This window comes from Streptomyces sp. RerS4, assembly GCF_023515955.1.
Lineage (GTDB): Bacteria > Actinomycetota > Actinomycetes > Streptomycetales > Streptomycetaceae > Streptomyces.
This window is the reverse complement of sequence record NZ_CP097322.1, coordinates 4,142,375-4,159,907: the sequence shown is the minus strand read 5'-3', so window position 1 is coordinate 4,159,907 and position 17,533 is coordinate 4,142,375. Positions and strand designations below refer to the sequence as shown.

At 74.1% G+C, this 17,533-nt stretch carries 15 protein-coding genes; 9 read left to right on the top strand and 6 right to left on the bottom strand.

All coding sequences use genetic code 11. The features are described from left to right. Positions 1–9 precede the first annotated feature (9 nt). Both M4D82_RS19320 and M4D82_RS19315 read right to left on the bottom strand, forming a co-directional pair. Entirely contained in the window at positions 10–1,329 is a 1,320-nt protein-coding gene (locus M4D82_RS19320) for an ATP-binding protein (protein ID WP_249767237.1), read from the bottom strand. After that, positions 1,326–2,051, bottom strand: coding sequence for a response regulator transcription factor (locus M4D82_RS19315; protein ID WP_249767236.1), 726 nt, complete (start codon positions 2,049–2,051; stop codon positions 1,326–1,328). Before M4D82_RS19315 ends, M4D82_RS19320 begins: the two co-directional genes overlap by 4 nt. Positions 2,052–2,140: 89 nt before the next feature. Between M4D82_RS19315 and M4D82_RS19310 the strand changes: the two genes are divergently transcribed. The 6 genes from M4D82_RS19310 (at position 2,141) to M4D82_RS19285 (ending at position 6,790) form a co-directional block, all read left to right on the top strand. Then, positions 2,141–2,608 carry a hypothetical protein gene (locus M4D82_RS19310; protein WP_249767235.1) on the top strand — a complete coding sequence of 156 codons (468 nt, stop codon included), beginning with the start codon at positions 2,141–2,143 and terminating at the stop codon, positions 2,606–2,608. Beyond that, the gene (locus M4D82_RS19305) at positions 2,593–3,819 is read left to right on the top strand and encodes a peptidoglycan-binding protein (protein WP_249767234.1); all 1,227 of its coding nucleotides are present in this window, start codon (positions 2,593–2,595) and stop codon (positions 3,817–3,819) included. The genes M4D82_RS19310 and M4D82_RS19305 overlap by 16 nt, the downstream gene beginning before the upstream one ends. 32 nt (positions 3,820–3,851) lie before the next feature. Further along, entirely contained in the window at positions 3,852–4,544 is a 693-nt protein-coding gene (locus M4D82_RS19300; protein WP_249771960.1) for an ABC transporter ATP-binding protein, read from the top strand. 110 nt (positions 4,545–4,654) lie between these two features. Further along, a complete protein-coding gene (locus tag M4D82_RS19295; RefSeq protein WP_249771958.1) occupies positions 4,655–5,806 on the top strand; it encodes an ABC transporter permease in 1,152 nt (383 codons plus the stop codon). 126 nt (positions 5,807–5,932) lie between these two features. After that, entirely contained in the window at positions 5,933–6,343 is a 411-nt protein-coding gene (locus M4D82_RS19290) for an NUDIX hydrolase (protein ID WP_249767233.1), read from the top strand. A 39-nt stretch (positions 6,344–6,382) separates the two neighbouring features. Then, positions 6,383–6,790 (top strand): DUF4440 domain-containing protein, encoded by a 408-nt coding sequence (locus M4D82_RS19285; RefSeq protein ID WP_249767232.1) that lies wholly within the window; start codon positions 6,383–6,385, stop codon positions 6,788–6,790. 37 nt (positions 6,791–6,827) lie between these two features. Here M4D82_RS19285 and M4D82_RS19280 read toward each other — a convergent pair whose 3' ends face one another. Continuing rightward, the gene (locus M4D82_RS19280) at positions 6,828–7,640 is read right to left on the bottom strand and encodes a trypsin-like serine peptidase (protein WP_249767231.1); all 813 of its coding nucleotides are present in this window, start codon (positions 7,638–7,640) and stop codon (positions 6,828–6,830) included. Positions 7,641–7,777: 137 nt separating this feature from the next. Then, the gene (locus M4D82_RS19275) at positions 7,778–8,998 is read right to left on the bottom strand and encodes an amidohydrolase family protein (protein ID WP_249767230.1); all 1,221 of its coding nucleotides are present in this window, start codon (positions 8,996–8,998) and stop codon (positions 7,778–7,780) included. 159 nt (positions 8,999–9,157) lie between these two features. On the opposite strand from M4D82_RS19275, the gene afsR reads away from it, so the two are divergent. From afsR to M4D82_RS19260, 3 genes are all read left to right on the top strand, one after another. Beyond that, positions 9,158–12,172 carry an SARP-family global regulator AfsR gene (gene afsR / locus M4D82_RS19270; protein WP_249767229.1) on the top strand — a complete coding sequence of 1,005 codons (3,015 nt, stop codon included), beginning with the start codon at positions 9,158–9,160 and terminating at the stop codon, positions 12,170–12,172. Between the two features lie 174 nt (positions 12,173–12,346). Continuing rightward, on the top strand, positions 12,347–12,547 hold the full coding sequence (locus M4D82_RS19265; protein ID WP_249767228.1) for a hypothetical protein: 201 nt from the start codon (positions 12,347–12,349) through the stop codon (positions 12,545–12,547). 269 nt (positions 12,548–12,816) lie between these two features. Next, positions 12,817–13,542, top strand: a complete 726-nt coding sequence (locus M4D82_RS19260; protein ID WP_249767227.1) for a class I SAM-dependent DNA methyltransferase — start codon at positions 12,817–12,819, stop codon at positions 13,540–13,542. 10 nt (positions 13,543–13,552) lie between these two features. Here the strand turns inward: M4D82_RS19260 and M4D82_RS19255 are convergent, their stop codons facing one another. Both M4D82_RS19255 and M4D82_RS19250 read right to left on the bottom strand, forming a co-directional pair. Then, a complete protein-coding gene (locus M4D82_RS19255) occupies positions 13,553–15,427 on the bottom strand; it encodes a sialidase family protein (protein WP_249767226.1) in 1,875 nt (624 codons plus the stop codon). 347 nt (positions 15,428–15,774) lie between these two features. Then, positions 15,775–17,454 (bottom strand): FadD3 family acyl-CoA ligase, encoded by a 1,680-nt coding sequence (locus M4D82_RS19250; RefSeq protein ID WP_249767225.1) that lies wholly within the window; start codon positions 17,452–17,454, stop codon positions 15,775–15,777. Between the last annotated feature and the right edge of the window lie 79 nt (positions 17,455–17,533).

The window sequence follows — 17,533 nt, the reverse complement described above, 5'->3', positions numbered from 1 at the left end:
GACCGTACCTCAGTCGATCTTCGTTCCCGGCGAACGGCCCGAGGCGGTGTCCGAGGTGGCGTTCGCACCGATCCGGCCCGTCTCCAGCGGGAAGCGGAGCCGGATGTTCAGGCCGCCGTCCGGGGCCGGTCCGGCCTCGGCGCGCAGCCGCGCGCCGTGCGCGCGGGCGATCGAGGCGACGATGGACAGGCCGAGCCCCGCGCCCTCGCCCGCCGTGTGCCGGCGTTCCGCGCGCCGCCGGAACGGCTCCAGGAGGCGGGGTACCTCCCGCGGGTCGATGCGCGGGCCGGTGTTGGACACCGTCAGCTCGCCCAGCTCGCCGTCGGCGGAGGTGGTGACGCGGACACGGCCGCCGGGCCGGTTGTGGCGTACGGCGTTGTCGAGGAGGTTGCGGACGAGATGGCCGAGGAGCGCGGCGTCGCCCCGCACCGTGAGGGGGGCGAGGTCGGTCGTGACGGTGGGGGTGTCCGGGTCCGCCGGCGAGTCGAACGCCGCCGCCTCCGAGGCCACCAGCGCCGCCAGGTCCACCGGGCGCGCCGACTCCAGGCCCTCCTCGGAGACCGCGAGCAGCAGCAGCGACTCGACGAGGTGCTCGCTGGACTCGGCCACCGCGATCAGCCGCTCGCGGATCCGCGCGACCTTCGCCGCGTCCGGCTCCCCCGCGAGCCCGATCTCGGCGGCGGCCCGCTGCACGGCGAGTGGCGTACGCAGCTCGTGCGCGGCGTTGGCGGCGAACCGGCGCTGCGCCCCGACCAGGTCCTCCATCCGGTCGAGCATCCCGTCGAAGGTGTCGGCCAGCCGCTTCAGCTCGCCGGGCGGGGCCTTCAGGGCGATCCGCTCGTGCAGGTTCGCCGCCGACAGCCGCCGCGCGGTCTCGGTGATCACCCCGACGGGGCGCAGCACGCGGCCCGCCATCCACCAGGCCAGCCAGACCGACACCACGGCGAACACCGCGAGGGCGATGAGGGAGACGAGCGTCAGTTCCCGTACGGCGGCCTGCTCGACGGCGGTGGAGAGGTTGCGGGTGGTGCTCCACCGGTCGAGCAGCTCGGGAGAGGGCGTGGCTCCCGGCGGCAGCTTCTCGGCCGGGGCGAAGGACATGCCACCGCCCGGGGTCGGGGCCGGCGTGGCGGGGGTGGGTCGGGCGTGGCCGCCGGCGTCGACGGGCAGGCCCGGCATGACGGTGGTGACGGCCCCGCTGATGCGGGCGTAGAGCTGCTCGCGCAGCAGTACGTTGACCAGCGCGACGAGGCCCCCGCCGGCGAGGACCAGCAGGGCGCCGTAGAGCGCGGTGAGCCGCGCCCGCTCCGAGCGAAGCACCGCCCTCACCGCGAATCCCCGCCCGACGGGCCGGCGTCGGTGGCCCCGGGGGCGGCGTCCGGGGCGGCGGCCGTGGCCGGGATGCGGTAGCCGGAGCCGGGGATCGTCTCGATCAGCGGGGGCTCGCCCAGCTTGGCGCGGAGCTTGCTGAGGGTGACCCGTACCGCGTTCGTGCGGTAGCCCGTGCCGTCCTCCCACACCTGCTCCACCAGGTCGTCGCTGCTCAGCACCGCGCCCTCGGCCCGCAGCAGCGCCTCCAGGACGGCGAACTCCTTGCGCGACAGGGCCAGGCGCCGGCCGTCCCGCGCGGCGGTGCGGCGCGCGGTGTCGAGGGCGATCCCGGCGCGTTCCAGTACCGGCGGCAGGGCGGGGTGGGCGCGCCGGCCCAGCGCGAGGACGCGGGCGAGGAGTTCGTCGTAGGCGAAGGGCTTGGTGAGGTAGTCGTCGGCGCCGATCCCGAGCCCCTCCACCCGGTCCCGTACCGTGCCGGAGGCCGTCAGCATCAGCACGCGCGTGCGCAGCCGCTCGCGGACCACCTGCCGGCAGACCTCGTCGCCGTGCAGGCCGGGCAGGTCCCGGTCGAGGACGAGGACGTCGTACTCGCCCAGGCGCAGCCGGCGCAGCGCCTCCGGGCCGTCCCCCGCCTCGTCGACGGCCAGCGCGTCGCGGCGCAACCCCTCGGCGATCATCTCCCGGAGGAACTCTTCGTCCTCCACCACCAGCACTCGCATCCGCCCTCTCTACAGGACGAGGACATTTCGTCGCCGTAAGCGGAAGCCGAGAGGGAAGCGAAATCCCCCTTTCCCGCACGCTCGGGCCCATGAAGCGATCCCTGACCATGACCACGGCCGCCGCCCTGACCGGGCTGGCCCTCCTCGTCACCGCCTGTACGAACGGCGCCGGCAGCGGCAAGGACGGCGGCACCGGCGGCGGCGAGGGCAACGTCGCCGACAACGCGGTGAAGATGCGCAAGTGCCTGCGCGAGCACGGCATCGACGCCCCCGACCCCGCACCGGGCCAGGACCCGAGGGCCATGACGGTGGGCGGCGGCGTTGACCCGCAGAAGATGCAGGAGGCGATGAAGGCCTGCGGCATGTCCACCGGTTCCGGCGAGGGGCCGACGCAGGAGCAGAAGGACAAGGAGCTGCTCTGGATCCGGTGCATGCGCGAGAACGGCGTGGACCTCAAGGACCCCGAGTACAACGGCGGCATGAAGTCCGCCGTCGAGATCCCCAAGGGGCAGGAGAAGGCCTTCGAGGAGGCCCAGAAGAAGTGCGAAGCGGCCTGATGGCCGGCGCGGACGACAGCGGTACGCAGCCGTACGCGGGCCCGGAACCGTACGCGGCCCCCGAGCCCGCCCGCGAGCCCCACGCGGCCCCCGCCCCCCGCCGTCGGCGCGGCCGGTGGGTGCTCGCCGCGCTGGCCGCCGCACTCGCCGTCTCGGGCGGCGGCTACGCCCTCCTCGCCCCGCCCCCCGACGACGCCAAGGGCCGGCAGCGCTCCGACGGCCTGCCGCCCGAGACGGCCCCGGTCCAGCGCGGCGACCTCAGCGCCGGGATCCAGGTCGACGGCACCCTCGGCTACGCCCGGGAGCGCAAGCTCGGCGCTCCGGGCCCCGGCGTCCTCACCTGGATCGCGGCGGAGGGCGCGGCCGTCGAACGGGACGGGAAGCTCTACGAGGTCAACGGCAAGCCGGTGCGCCTGATGTACGGGAGCACCCCCGTGTACCGGCCGATGAAGGCCGGCGACAAGGGCGAGGACGTCAGGCAGCTCAAGCGGAACCTGGTGGCCCTCGGGTACGGCACCGGCCTGGACGCCGAGGACCCCACTTTCACGGCGGGCACGACGGCGGCCGTCAAGCGGTGGCAGAAGGCGCACAAGGCGCCGGAGACGGGCGAGGTGGCCAAGGACGACATCGCCTTCGCGTCGGGCCCGCAGCGGGTCAAGCGCGGTGACGCGGCGGTCGGCGACGAGCCGGGGCCGGGCAAGCCGGTGCTGACGGTGACCGGCACCGAGCGCGTCGTCCGCTTCCGGTTGGAGGCGGCGAAGGCGGGCGCGGCGCGGACCGGCGACAAGGTGACGGTCCGACTGCCGGACGGATCCACCGCGCCCGGCCGCGTCGACTCGGTGGGCGGCTCGGGCGGCTCGGGCGGCGCGGACGACCAAGGCGGCGCGGGAGGCGCCGGAGGGGGCGGAGGCGGCGGCGACAAGAAGGCAGAGGTCGAGGTCGGCGTCGTCTTCGACCGGCCCGCCGAGGTCAAGGGCCCCGACCAGGCGCCCGTCTCGGTGAACCTCACCGGCGAGACCCGCACCGGGGTGCTGTCCGTCCCGGTGGGCGCGCTCCTCGCGCTGCCCGGCGGCGGCTTCGGCGTCCAGGTGGTGGAGGACGGCCGGGCCCGCGAGGTGCCCGTCCGGCTCGGCATGTTCGGCAACGGCCGGGTCGAGGTGACCGGCGGTGACCTGAAGGAGGGCATGCGGGTGGGGGTGCCGAAGCTGTGACCTCGACGAATGCTGTGACCTCGACGAATGCTGTGATCGAGCTGGCCGGGGTCACCAAGGAGTACCCCGGCGGGGTCGCGGCCCTGCGCGGGGTCGACCTGACCGTGCTGAGCGGGGAACTGCTGGCCATCGTCGGCCCGTCGGGATCCGGGAAGTCCACGCTGCTGCACATCGTCGGCACCCTGGACCGGCCGAGCGCCGGCGACGTCCGCATCGCCGGCCACGACGTCGCCACGCTCTCCGACCGGGCCCTGTCGGCGCTGCGCTCGCGCCACGTCGGCTTCGTCTTCCAGTCCTTCCACTTGGTGCCGGGGCTCAGCGCCCGCGCGAACGTCGCCGAAGGCCTGCTGTACTCGGGGCTCTCCCGCGCCGAGCGCGGCCGGCGGGCCGCCCGTGCCCTGGAGCGGGTGGGGCTGGGCGACCGGCTGGAGCACCGGCCGCACGAGCTGTCGGGCGGCCAGAAACAGCGGGTGGCGATCGCCCGCGCGGTCGCGGGCGAGCCGGACCTGCTGCTGGCCGACGAGCCGACCGGGGCCCTGGACACGGCCTCAGGGCGGTCGGTGATGGAACTGCTGCACGAGTTGAACGACGACGGGGCCGGAGCCACCATCGCCGTGATCACCCACGATCAGGACATCGCGTCGAGCCTGCCCCGGCAGGTCCGCATCCGCGACGGCCTGATCGTGGCGGACGTGTGGAACCGCCCCGAGGCGGAGGCGTCGTGAGCCGGGAGTTCGCCGGGGGTACGGGCCCCCGTACGGGCCCCCGTACGCCGCCCCGGACACGGCGCCGTGCGCGAGGCCTCGCCCCGCCCCGGCTCTCCCCCCGCGACGTCCTGCACGCCGGCTCGGCGGGGCTGCGCTCGCGCCCCGCGCGGGTGTTCCTGTCCGCGCTCGGGATCGCGATCGGCATCGCGACGATGATCGCGGTGGTCGGGATCTCCTCGTCCAGCCAGGCCAAGCTGCTGCGCGAACTCGACGAGCTGGGCACGAACATGCTGGTGGTCACCCCCGGCCAGGCCCTGTTCAGCGGCCAGGACACCCGGCTCCCGAACGAGGCCCCCGGGATGATCTCCCGGATCGAGGGCGTCCGCTCGATCGGTACGACCGGCGACGTCCCGGTCTCCGTACGCCGCTCCGAGAACATCCCGAAGGCGGAGACGGGCGGCATCGTCGTCAAGGCCGTCAAGGACGACCTGCTCGGCACGCTGCGCGCCGGCCTCCGCAGCGGCGCCTGGCTGAACGGGGCCACCGGACGCTACCCCTCCGTGGTGCTCGGGCACGTCGCCGCGCAGCGCCTCGGCATCACGACTCCGGGCCAGCAGGTGTTCGTGGGCGGCCGCTACTTCACGGTGACGGGCATCCTCGACCCGATCCCGCTCGCTCCGGAGATCGAACGCGCGGCGCTGGTCGGCTGGGAGGCGGCCGAAGGGCTGCTGGGCTTCGACGGCCACCCGACGGCCGTGTACGAGCGCTCGGCGGACGACCGGGTGGCGGACGTACGGGCCCTCCTGGCGCGGACGGCCAACCCGGCCACTCCGAGCGCCGTCTCGGTGAGCGACCCGTCGGCGGCGCTCCAGGCGAAGGCGGCCACGGAGGGCGCGTTCAGCACGCTGCTGCTCGGGCTGGGCGGGATCGCCCTCCTGGTGGGCGGGGTCGGGGTCGCCAACACCATGATCATCTCGGTGTTGGAGCGGCGGCACGAGATCGGGCTGCGCCGCTCGCTCGGCGCCACGAAGGGGCAGATCCGGATCCAGTTCGTCACCGAGTCGCTGCTCCTGTCCGGGCTGGGCGGGATCGCGGGCGTCCTGCTGGGCGGCGCGGCGACGGGGGTCTACGCCCGGGTCGGCGGCCTGCCCTGGGTGGTCCCGCCGTGGGCGGTGGCGGGCGGCTTCGCGGCCACCCTGGCCATCGGCACCCTGGCCGGCCTCTACCCGGCGGTGCGCGCGGCCCGCCTGTCCCCGACGCTGGCGCTGGCGGCGGCGTAGGACGCGGGCGGTCGTGTCGGCGGTGCACGGTCGTCGGCGGGAGGGGGGACGCCCCTCTCCCGCCGGCGCGGCGGACCGACGTACCCTGCGATGATGAGGAGAACTCCACGTCAGGCAGCCCGCGTTGTGATCCAGTCCCCCGACGGATCGGTGTTCCTGTTCCGGGAGGACAACATCGAGGTCGGCATCCACTGGCTGCCCCCGGGCGGCGGGATCGACCCCGGCGAGACCCCCGAGGAGTGCGTGCGGCGCGAGCTGCGCGAGGAGACCGGCTGGACCGACCTGGAGCCGCGGCGCCTGCTGTGCACGTGGGAGCACGACTTCACCCACCAGGGCGTCCCGGTCCGCCAGCACGAGCACATCTACGTCACCACCGGCCCGCACCGCGAGCCGACGCTCGAAGCCCCCGGCATCCACTGGCAGTGGCTCTCCCCTCGACGCCTGGCCACCCTGGGCGAACCCCTGTGGCCCCCGCGCCTGCCGGCCCTCCTGGCCGAATCCCGGACGGAACCCGTCCACTTGGGCCTGGTCATCTAGCCCAACTTGCCGCAGCGAGACGGGTGTTAGAGTCGCGGCATGTCGTCCAAGGCCGAAATAGACACCCTGACCGCCGAGTTCTTCGCCGCTTTCGACAACCGGGACGGCAAGGGCGCCGACCTGGACCGGCTGCGCCGGCTGCTGCTGCCCGGTGGCCTGATCGTCAAGACGGGCCCGCAGTTCACCGCGTACACCGTGGACGAGTTCATCGCGCCGCGCGAGGAGCTGCTGAACGGCGGCCGGCTGGTCGGGTTCGCCGAGTGGGAGACCTCGGAGCGCACCGAGATCACCGGCGACATCGCCTCGCGGTTCGGCCGGTACCGCAAGGCGGGGATCCTGGACGGCGAGCCGTTCGAGGGCGGCGGGACGAAGACCATCCAGTTCGTCCGTACCCCGGACGGCTGGCGGATCACGGCCTTCTCCTGGTACGACGACGACGCGTCCTGAGCGCCGCCGCCCGCCCGCCTGCCCGCCGACCGGCGCTTCACCGCCCGATGGTGGCCTTCGCGTAGAGCCGGGACGCGTACTGGCCCAGCACCGTGCTCGTCGACACGTCGTCGGTGTCGCCGCCGGTCAGGATGCCGATGATCTTCCCGTCGCGGCCGATCCAGGCGCTGCCGCTGGTGCCGCCCGGGAAGTCGTCGCAGTCGAAGCGCTGCTCGGTCGCGCTCACCCGTACGGAGACCGCCGTGCAGGTACGGGGGACCTTCCGGTCGGCGGGGTAGCCCGTCACCGTGACCTCCTCGCCGGCGCGGCCCGAGGTGTCCAGGGCGGCGGCGCCGGTGACCTCCTCGATCCGGCGGCCCTGGTCGTCGGGGGCGAGGCGGGCGAAGGCGAGGTCGTAGTCGTCGTCGGTGTCCTCCGCCCAGCGGTCGTCCTCGTAGACCTCTTCGAGCTTCCAGGTGCCGTACGGGGCGACGCCGTTGGCGTACGCGGGCACGAAGACGGCGCCGCCGCGGGACTGGTCGCCGGCGAGCAGGCAGTGGCCGGCGGTGATGATGAGGTCCTTGCCGGGGCTGCGTACGACGGTGGCCGTGCAGAAGTGGTCGCCGTCCAGGCCGCCGGTGAACAGGGCCCCGGTGAAGGCGGCGGGCCCGCCGGGCTGGGGGGTGACGGGCGACGGGAGCGGCGTGGCGAGCTGCGGCTTGGGCGCCCCCGACCTCGACGGGGTGCCCGGCGTGGCCTCGGGCGCGGCGGCCTTGGCCCGCGCGGGAGCGGCCCCCTCGGGCGGCGGCACCAGCTCGGCCACCGCCGCCGAAGCCCCCAGCGCCGCCACGGCGCACAGCACCGTAGTCACCACGTTCCGCCTGTCCACCGCCATGATCCCTCCCCGGATCGCCCCGGCGAGCATGCCCCGCCGACACCCCGCGCCGCAAGGCCGGTGCCGGGGGCCGGTGCCGGGGGGCCGGGGTGGGGCGTTCGCGCAGCGCGGCGTCACGCGCCCGGCCAGAGGCCTTCCGGGGTGAGGGACAGGAGGTCTATGGCGTTGCCGCGGACGATGCGGTCGATCACGTCCGGGGGCAGGTGGCCCATCTGGGCCTCGCCGACCTGGCGGGATGTGGGCCAGGTGGAGTCCGAGTGGGGGTAGTCCGTCTCGTAGAGGACGTTGCCCACGCCGATGGCGTCGAGGTTCTTCAGGCCGAACGCGTCGTCGAAGAAGCAGCCGAAGACGTGCTCGGCGAACAGCTCGGACGGCGGGCGCAGGACCTTGTCGGCGACGCCGCCCCAGCCGCGGTTCTCCTCCCAGACCACGTTCGCGCGCTCCAGGATGTAGGGGATCCAGCCGATCTGCCCCTCGGCGTACATGATCCGCAGGTTGGGGAAGCGTTCGAACTTGCCGCTCATCAGCCAGTCGACCATCGAGAAGCAGCAGTTGGCGAAGGTGATGGTGGAGCCGACGGCGGGCGGGGCGTCGGCCGAGGTGGAGGGCATCCGCGACGAGGAACCGATGTGCATGGCGATGACCGTGCCGGTCTCGTCGCAGGCCTGGAGGAAGGGGTCCCACGCGTCGGTGTGGATGGACGGCAGACCCAGGTGCGGCGGGATCTCGGAGAAGGCGACGGCGCGCACGCCCCGGGCGGCGTTGCGGCGGACCTCGGCGGCGGCGAGGTGGGCGTCCCAGAGCGGAATGAGGGTGAGGGGGATCAGGCGGCCCCGGGCGTCGGGGCCGCACCATTCCTCGACCATCCAGTCGTTGTAGGCGCGTATGCCGAGCAGCCCGAGTTCGCGGTCCTTGGCCTCGGTGAAGGTCTGGCCGCAGAAGCGGGGGAAGGTGGGGAAGCAGAGCGCCGACTGGACGTGGTTGACGTCCATGTCGGCGAGGCGCTCGGGAACCGAAAAGGATCCGGGGCGCATCTGCTCGTAGGTGATGACTTCCAGCTTGATCTCGTCACGGTCGTACCCCACGGCGGTGTCGAGGCGGGTGAGCGGCCGGTGCAGGTCCTCGTACACCCACCAGTCCCCGATGGGGCCGTCGTCGCCCGGCGCGCCCATGACGGGGGCGAACTTCCCGCCGAGGAAGGTCATTTCCTTCAGGGGGGCGCGGACGATCCGGGGGCCGATGTCGCGGTAGCGGGACGGGAGCCGGTCCCGCCAGACGTGGGGCGGCTCGACCGTGTGGTCGTCCACCGAGATGATCTTCGGGAAAGTCTCCATGGCTTTCACGGTAGCGCCGATCTGACGAACCGTCAGCTATTTGTACGGTAGTCACCCGCCGGCACGGGGAAGCGATCACTCCGCCGCGGGCTGACTTGTACGCGCAACACAGGGCAGACTGAACCCTTGAAAACCGACGGAAGGCAGGGGGGACGCCAGATGGACGGCATACCGGCCATCCCGCAGCAGCGGAACCACCCCGAGGCGAACCGACCCCGGGCACCCCGGACCGGCACCGACACGGCCGACACGACGACAACGCCCCCCGCCCCCACCGACAACCGCTTCGCCGTCCTCGGCCCCGTCCGGGCCTGGCGCGGCGGTGAGGCCCTGCCCTCCGGCAGCCCCCAGCAGCGCGCCCTCCTCGCCGTGCTCCTGCTGCGCGACGGCCGCACCGCCACCGCGCCCGAGCTGATCGACGCCATCTGGGGCGAGGACCCGCCGCAGCAGGCCCTCGCCACGATCCGTACGTACGCCTCCCGGCTGCGCAAGGTCCTCGAACCCGGCCTGCTCGTCACCGACGCCGGCGGCTACGCGATCCGGCTGCGCCGGCAGGAGGCCCTGGACCTCGGGATCGCCCGCAGCCTCGCCGCCGACGCCGAGACGGCCCGCGCCGCCGGCGACCGCGCCCTCGCCCGCACGCTGCTCTGCCGCGCCCTGGAGCTGTGGGACGGCGAACCCCTCGCCGGGGTCCCCGGCCCGCACGCCGAGACCGAACGCACCCGCCTCGCCGAGTGGCGCCTCCAGCTGCTGGAGACCCGCCTCGACCTCGACCTGGAGGTCGGCCACCACGCCGAGGCCGTCTCCGAACTCACCGCCCTCACCGCCGCCCATCCCCTGAGCGAACGCCTGCGCGAGCTGCTCATGCTCGCCCTGTACCGCAGCGGCCGGCAGGCCGAGGCCCTCGCCGTCTACGCCGACACCCGCCGGCTCCTCGCCGAGGAACTCGGCGTCGACCCCCGCCCCGAGCTGTCCGCCCTCCAGCAGCGCATCCTCAACGCCGACGCCGAACTCGCCCACGCCGAGAACCCCGACAAGGCCGCCGCGCCCGTCCTGGTCAGGCCCGCCCAACTGCCCGCCACCGTGCCCGACTTCACCGGACGCGCCCCCTTCGTCGCCGAACTCGGCGAGATCCTCTCCGACGCCGCCGGCGCCGGGCGGGTCATGGCCGTCTCCGCGCTCGCGGGCATCGGCGGCGTCGGCAAGACCACCCTCGCCGTGCACGTCGCCCACGCCGCCCGCCCGCACTTCCCCGACGGCCAGCTCTACGCCGACCTCCAGGGCACCGATCCGCGCCCCGCCCAGCCCGAAGCCGTCCTCGGCTCCTTCCTGCGCGCCCTCGGCACCCCCGACACCGCCATCCCCGACTCCGCCGCCGACCGGGCCGCCCTCTACCGCTCCGTCCTCGACGGCCGCCGCGTCCTGGTCCTCCTCGACAACGCCCGCGACGCCGCCCAGGTCCGCCCGCTGCTGCCCGGCACCGCCGGCTGCGCCGCCCTCGTCACCAGCCGGGTCCGGATGTCGGGCCTCGCCGGGGCCCATCTCGTCGACCTCGACGTGATGAGCCCCGAGGAGGCCCTACAGCTGTTCACCCGCATCGTCGGCGCCGAACGGGTCGGCGCCGAACGACAGGCCGCCCTCGACGTCGTCGGCGCCTGCGGGTTCCTGCCGCTCGCCATCCGCATCGCCGCCTCCCGCCTCGCGGCCCGCCGCACCTGGACGGTCTCCGTCCTCGCCGCGAAACTCGCCGACGAACGCCGCCGCCTCGACGAACTCCAGGCCGGCGACCTCGCCGTCAAAGCCACCTTCGAACTCGGCTACGGCCAGCTCGAACCCGCCCAGCAGCGCGCCTTCCGCCTCCTCGGCCTCGCCGACGGCCCCGACATCTCCCTGGCCGCCGCGGCCGCCGTCCTCGACCTGCCCGAGCACGACACCGAAGACCTCCTGGAGGCATTAGTCGACTGCTCGCTGCTGGAATCGGCCGCCCCCGGCCGCTACCGCTTCCACGACCTCGTACGGCTCTACGCGCGTGCGTGCGCCGACCGTGACGAGCAGCCGGCGAGCGGCCGCGAAGCCGCCCTCGACCGGCTCCTGGACTTCTACCTCGCCACCGCCGCCCGCGTGTACTCCCTCGAACGCCCCGGCGACCGCCTCCCCGCCCACCTGACCCGCACCGACCGCCCCGGCCTGCCGCTGACCGAGCCCCGCGCCGCCCTGGACTGGCTGTTCGCCGAGGCCGGCCCGCTGCTGGCCTGCGTACGCCAGTCCGCCGGCCGGCCCGAGGCCCTGCGCCGGGCCGTGGACCTGCTCTGGGCGGCCAAGGACCTCGCCGAGTCCGGCGCCAACTCCAAGCAGTACGAGTCGGCCGCGCTCACCCTCCTCGACGCCGCCCGCGCCGCCCGCGACCCGCGCGCGGAGGGGCGTACGCACACCACGCTCACCATGGTCCACCTCTTCGCCGGCCGGTTCGCCGAAGCCGACGACGAGGCCCGCCAGGCCATGGACCTGGCCCGCGAGACCGGCGACCCGCTGGCCGGCTGCTGGGCCCCCAACGACCGCGGGATCATCGCCCTCTACCAGTCCCGGTACGCCGACGGCGAGCGCTACCTGCTGGAGGCCATCGAGAACTTCCGCGCCGACGGCAACTTCATCGGCGAGGCCAGCGCCCTGTGCAACCTCTCCCGCATCCACGTCGCGCTCGGCCACCTCGACAGCGCCATCGACCTCGCCCAGCAGGGCATCTCCATATACGACCGGATGGGCCTGACCCTGCGCCTGGCCAACGGCCGCTACGCCCTCGGCATCGCCCTGACCCAGGCCGGACGGCTCGGCGAGGCGCTGACGCAGCTCGGCGAGGCGCTCTCCCTCTTCCACGACAACCGCCAGCCGCTGTGGGAGGGCGTCACGCACTTCCGGCTCGCCGAGGCCCACCTCGCGGCCCACCGGCCCACCCTGGCCGCCCAACACGCCGAGCAGGCCATCGCCCTGCGCGGCATCGGCGGGGAGTGGCGCCGGGCGACCGTGCTGACCGTCCTCGGCAAGGCGCTGCGCCGGCTCGGACAGCCCGACCGGGCGCGGGCCTGTTGGCAGGACGCGGAGAGCGTCTTCAGCCGGCTGGGCTCCTCGGAACTGGCCGAGGTCCAGGCCCTGTTGGCTCAGGAACTGGCTGCCTGAGGATCGTTTCCGACGTCGTTGAACGACACGTTCATCGTTCGTTTATCGCCGCCCGCCATGATGAGTGCATCGACCCGGCGCGTCGGGGGGCGCTCGGGCCGGTGGGAGGACAACCCGTTCGGCGGTCCGCGGGGGAATCGCCGAACGGGCCCGACACACCATCAGGGAGATCCGATGACGACGAACGAGAACAGCCTGCCGCTCGACGGCGACATCAGACCGCTCGACAACCACGCCTCGGGCATCGAGATCAAGCCCCTCGACCCGCAGGACCCGCCGGCGGACCCGTCGGCTCCGCAGAAGCCGCTCGACAACCACGCCTCGGGCGAGGACATCGTGACGATGGACAACCACGCGTCCGGTCCCCGCCCGTAGCCCGAGCGGCACGGCAGGCACAGCGCACGACCACGGGGGAACGGAACGTACGGGGGAAACGTACGGGGGTGCGTACGGGGGGCCCGCGAGCGGACGTACGGGGGACGTACGGGGGACGTACGGGGGACCGCTCGCGGGGCGTACGGGGGAAAACGTACGGGGGAACAGCACGGGGGACGACGGCCGCGGTGGCCAGGAGGGGGACCACCGCGGCCGTCGCACGTGCGCTTCGCTTCCGGGCCGCGGTCACCCCTCATTAGGCTGGGGGCGTGTTCACCTCACAGGGACCGGGCCTGCGCGAGCTGGCCGTCCAGGCCCTCTCCTCCGTCGAGCGCGGCTACGACCTCCTCGCGCCCAAGTTCGACCTGACGCCCTTCCGCACCCCGGACCGGATGCTCGACGCCGTCGAGGAGACCCTCGCCGAGCGGGAGGGCTCCTTCGGCTCCGGCCTGGACGTGTGCTGCGGGACGGGCGCGGCCCTGCCGTTGCTGCGCCGGCTGTGCCGGGAGCGGGTCACCGGCGTCGACCTCAGCGCGGGCATGCTGGCCGAGGCCGCGCGGGCGCTCCCGGACGGGGTGGACCTCGTACGGGCCGACGCGCGGGCGCTGCCGGCGCGGCTCGGGGACGCGTACGACCTCGCGGTGAGCTTCGGCGCCTTCGGGCACTTCCTGCCGGCGGAGCGGCCCGCCCTGTTCTCGGGTGTGCACCGCGCGCTGCGGCCGGGTGGGTTGTTCGCCTTCCCGATCGGCGCCCCGATCCCGATCTCGTCGCCGCTGTGGTGGGCGGTCGCCGGTTTCGACGGGGCGATGCGGGTGCGCAACGCGGTGTGGCGGCCGCCGTTCGTCATGTACTACCGCACCTTCCCCTTCGGGCCGGTCCGGGCGGACCTGGCGGCGGCGGGCTTCCGGGTGGAGACGGCCGCGCTGGAGCACTTCGGCCGGCGGGAGGACGGCAGCCCCCGCTGGCGGCTGGTCCTGGCGCGCAAGCGGGCGTGACGGGGGGGCGTCAGCGCAGGCGGTCGAAGGGGAGGTGGACCCGTTCCTCGTCGGTGAGGTCGCTGCCGGCGCGCAGCCGGGCCATGTCGTTGCCCGACAGGGGGCGCCCGTAGATCCGTACGTCGTCCAGGGCTCCGGCGTAGAAGGCCTTGAGGTCGGGGCGGGTGCCCAGGTGGATGGTGAAGGCCCCGACGGGGGTGAAGTCCATCTGCTCGGGGGTGAGGCGCACGGTGGCGGGCGGGCGGCCGTCGACGGACAGGCGCAGCTCGTCGCCCTCGCGCTGGAGCACGACGTGGTGCCAGGCGTCGTCGTCGGTGCGGGTCGGGGTGGCGAGGGTGACGGGGCCGGATCCGGCGTTGATCGTGGCTTCGAGGCGGCCGGTGCGCGGATCGGCCTCGATGGCGAACCCGGGGGCGGTGGGGCCCTGTCCGTAGCCCCAGACGAGGGGCCCCCGGACGTCCGCGTCCCGGTCCTGGCCGCGCGTCTTGTACTTGACCCAGGTGGCGACGGCGAAGTCCCCGTCACCGAGGCGCAGCGCGTCTGGGCAGTTGACGATGCGTACGTAGTCGTCCCGCCCGTCGAAGCGCAGGCTCTTGCCGCCGTCCGGCCGGTTGCCGAGGCGGGGCAGTCCGTGGACGACGGCCTGGACGCGGTGGGGACCGGTGTCGGGGGTGTAGCGGGGGGTCAGGTCCTGGGCGGCGGCCTGGAGTTCGTGCGCGGTGAAGGCGGTGAACTTGACGTAGCCGTGCGGGGTGCCGTTCGCCGTCTCGTAGAGCATGCCGATGCGCCCGTCGCGCAGGACGGCCATGTCCGAGTAGCCGGCGCGTTCGCGCAGGACGACGGCGCCGGTCTTCGACCAGGTGCGGCCGGCGTCGGTGGAGGTGCGCACGGCCAGGGTCCAGCGGTCGGAGAACTCCGCGCCGGGGCGGCTGGGCGCCGACAGCAGGAGGGGCCCGCCGGGGAGTTGGAGGAGGGAGCCGGAGGAGGGCGGGGCGGGCAGGTCGGCGACCGGGCGGAAGCCGGGCGCCGGGAATTCGGGCGCGGAGGCGTCGTCGAGGAGGGCGGCGACACGGTGGTCGGCGGTGTTGCACGTGGCGGTTGAGCGGGCGTTGACGTAAATCCGGCCGTCGGGGAGCTGGGTGAGGGCGGGCTCGTTGGGCGCGGGCGTGCCCTCGGGGGCGCCCCAGCGGGCGCCGGGCTGCCAGGTGAGGCCGCCGTCGTCGCTGTAGAGGAGCTGGGCGCCGGATTCGCCCGACTCGGTGCGGTAGTCGGCGCTGACGACGAGCCGGCCGGGGCGGTCGGGGCGGGTGGGGGTGAGCTGGATGCCGTGGCCGGGCCCTACGGAGACCCAGGCCCAGTCGGCGCCCTTGAGGTGGGGCTGCGGGGCGGGGTCGGTGCTCCAGGTGGCGCCGTCGTCGGTGCTGGCGGACAGGCGCAGCTCGCGGGGGCCGCGGACGCGGTTGCCTTCGGCGTCGGGGGCCCAGGTGCTGTAGGCGTGGAGGAGGGTGATCCGTCCGGAGGTGGAGTCCACGACGGGGACGGGGTTGCCGTAGGCGCCAGGGTCGGCGGCACCCCGCAGGACCTGCATGGGGCCCCAGGTGCGGCCGTTGTCGGTGGACCGCTTCAGGACGAGGTCGATGTCGCCGATGTCGTCGCAGCCGGCGGTGCGGGCCTCGGCGATGGCCAGCAGGGTGCCGTCCTTGGTGGTGGTGAGGGTGGGGATGCGGTAGCAGTCGTAGCCCTCGGTGAAGGCGCTGAACGGCGCGGAGAGGGCGGCGGTCAGACCGGGCGCCCGCTTCGGCTTCGCGGACCGCTGCCCGTCGTCGTCGGCCGGTCCGGCCGGCAGCGCCGGCCCGACCAGAGCCAGCGCCCCGACAACGGCCACCACCGCCCCCGCCCCGCGAACCGCCCAACGGAATCGGACACCTGACTGAATCGACCTCACCGCTGCAGGCTAACGCCCCCGCCACCCCTCCCAGCCACCGGCCACGAGGGCTTCGACCCCCCACCCCGGAACGACGACGAGGACTCCGGCGAAGCCGCAGCCTGAACGGCCGCGCCGGAGCTGCCCGCGGCGGCCGGCCCCTTGGACCACGAGCCGAAATCGCCTACGCCCGGTCGCTGGGCAAACCCGTGCGGTTCACACACCCCGAAGGCGACCCCAACACCTGACCACCCGTTCCCCACGCCCTCCGCAGGTACCCCTTGCTTCCTGCTCCGATCTGAGCCGCGCTACGGCGTCGGGCGGGCCGGGTGGGGGTGGCGGGAGCGGAGTTGCGTTTTGAGGACCTTGCCGCTCGCGTTGCGGGGCAGGGCGGTGACGAACTCGACCTCGCGCGGGACCTTGTAGTTGGCCATCTCCCGGCGGGACCAGGCGATCAGGTCGTCGGCGGTGAGGGTGGCGCCGGGGCGGCGGACGGCGTAGGCCTTGCCGACCTCGCCGAGTCGCGGGTCCGGTATGCCGATGACGGCGACGTCCGCGATGTCCGGGTGCAGGCCGAGGAGTTGCTCGATCTCGGCCGGGTAGGCGTTGAAGCCGCCGACGATGAACATGTCCTTGATCCGGTCGGTGATGCGCAGGTAGCCGCGCGCGTCGAGGACGCCGATGTCGCCGGTGCGCAGCCAGCCGTCGGGGGTGACGGTGCGGGCGGTCTCTTCGGGGTCCTCGAAGTAGCCGCGCATGACGTGGTGGCCCCGGACGTGGACTTCGCCGGGGGCGCCGGCGGGGAGCGGCGCGCCGTCGGGGTCGGTGACGCGGACCTCGGTGTCGGGGATGGCCCGGCCGGAGGTGGCGGCGATCAGTTCGGCCTCGTCGCCGCGTCGACACATGGTGACGAGGCCGCCGGCCTCGGAGAGCCCGTACGCGGTCAGGACGGTGGCGATGCGGAGTTCGGCGCGGAGCCGTTCGACGAGCTGGAGCGGGACGACGGCGGCGCCGGTGACGACCAGGCGCAGCGCGGAGAGGTCGTGGTGGTCGCGCTGGGGGTGGTCCAGGAGCGACTGGTGGAGGGTGGGCGGGCCGGGGAGTACGGAGATCCGCTCGGCGGCGATGTTGGCGAGGACGGTGTCCACGGCGAAGACGGGCTGGGGCACCATCGTCGCCCCCCGCATCAGGCAGGCGATGATCCCGGCCTTGTAGCCGAAGGTGTGGAAGAAGGGGTTCACGATGAGGTAGCGGTCGCCCTCGCGCAGTCCTGCGAGCTCGCTCCACACGGCGTAGCAGCGCAGGGTCTGGGCGTGGGTGATGACGGCGCCCTTGGGGCTGCCGGTGGTGCCGGAGGTGAAGATGATGTCGGAGGGGGCGTCGAGGTCGATCGCGGCGGCGCGTTCGCGTACGGCGGCGGTTGTGACGTGGTCCCCGCCGGCGAGGAAGTCCTTCCAGGTGCGGAAGGCCTCGGGCGCGTCGTCGGCGAGGACGACGACCTCGTCGAGGTGGGGCAGGCCGGGGAGCGGTCCGGTGCCGGGGCCTTCGGCGGCGGCGCGGCGCAGGGAGGCGACGTAGGAGGTGCCGAGGAAGGTGCCGGTGACGAAGAGGAGGCGGGCCCGGCTGCGCCGTAGGACGTAGGCGGCTTCCGCGCCCTTGAAGCGGGTGTTGAGCGGGACGAGGACGGCGCCGGCCGTGACGGCGCCGAGGGCGGAGACGATCCACTCCAGGGTGTTGGGCGCCCAGACGGCGACCCGGTCGCCGGGCTCCACCCCGGCGGCGAGGCAGGCGGCGGCGGCCCGCTCGACGCGCTCGCCGAGCTGCGCGTAGCTGACGCGGGTACGCCCGTCCACGACCGCCTCGCGGTCCCCGTACCGCCCGGCGGCATCCCGAACGAGCGCCCCGATGGTCCCCCAACGAAGATCCCCCCGGGGATCGAGGCCGTTTCGGTGTTGCGATCCGTCGTGCTCGCCCGCGTCGTCGACCATCGCTCGCCCTCCCTGCGATCCCAGTAGCTGACTATCCGTCAGATTAGCTGTAGCCTTCGCGGCTGTCAGCACTGACGCA

What these genes read in the sequence shown, in the direction of transcription:
- M4D82_RS19285 (WP_249767232.1), top strand. Translation starts at nt 6,383, where the DNA reads ATGTCGTCCAAGGCCGAAATAGACACCCTGACCGCCGAGTTCTTCGCC.
- afsR (WP_249767229.1), top strand. Translation starts at nt 9,158, where the DNA reads ATGGACGGCATACCGGCCATCCCGCAGCAGCGGAACCACCCCGAGGCG.
- M4D82_RS19265 (WP_249767228.1), top strand. Translation starts at nt 12,347, where the DNA reads ATGACGACGAACGAGAACAGCCTGCCGCTCGACGGCGACATCAGACCG.
- M4D82_RS19250 (WP_249767225.1), bottom strand. Translation starts at nt 17,454, where the DNA reads ATGGTCGACGACGCGGGCGAGCACGACGGATCGCAACACCGAAACGGC.
- M4D82_RS19275 (WP_249767230.1), bottom strand. Translation starts at nt 8,998, where the DNA reads ATGGAGACTTTCCCGAAGATCATCTCGGTGGACGACCACACGGTCGAG.
- M4D82_RS19310 (WP_249767235.1), top strand. Translation starts at nt 2,141, where the DNA reads ATGAAGCGATCCCTGACCATGACCACGGCCGCCGCCCTGACCGGGCTG.
- M4D82_RS19315 (WP_249767236.1), bottom strand. Translation starts at nt 2,051, where the DNA reads ATGCGAGTGCTGGTGGTGGAGGACGAAGAGTTCCTCCGGGAGATGATC.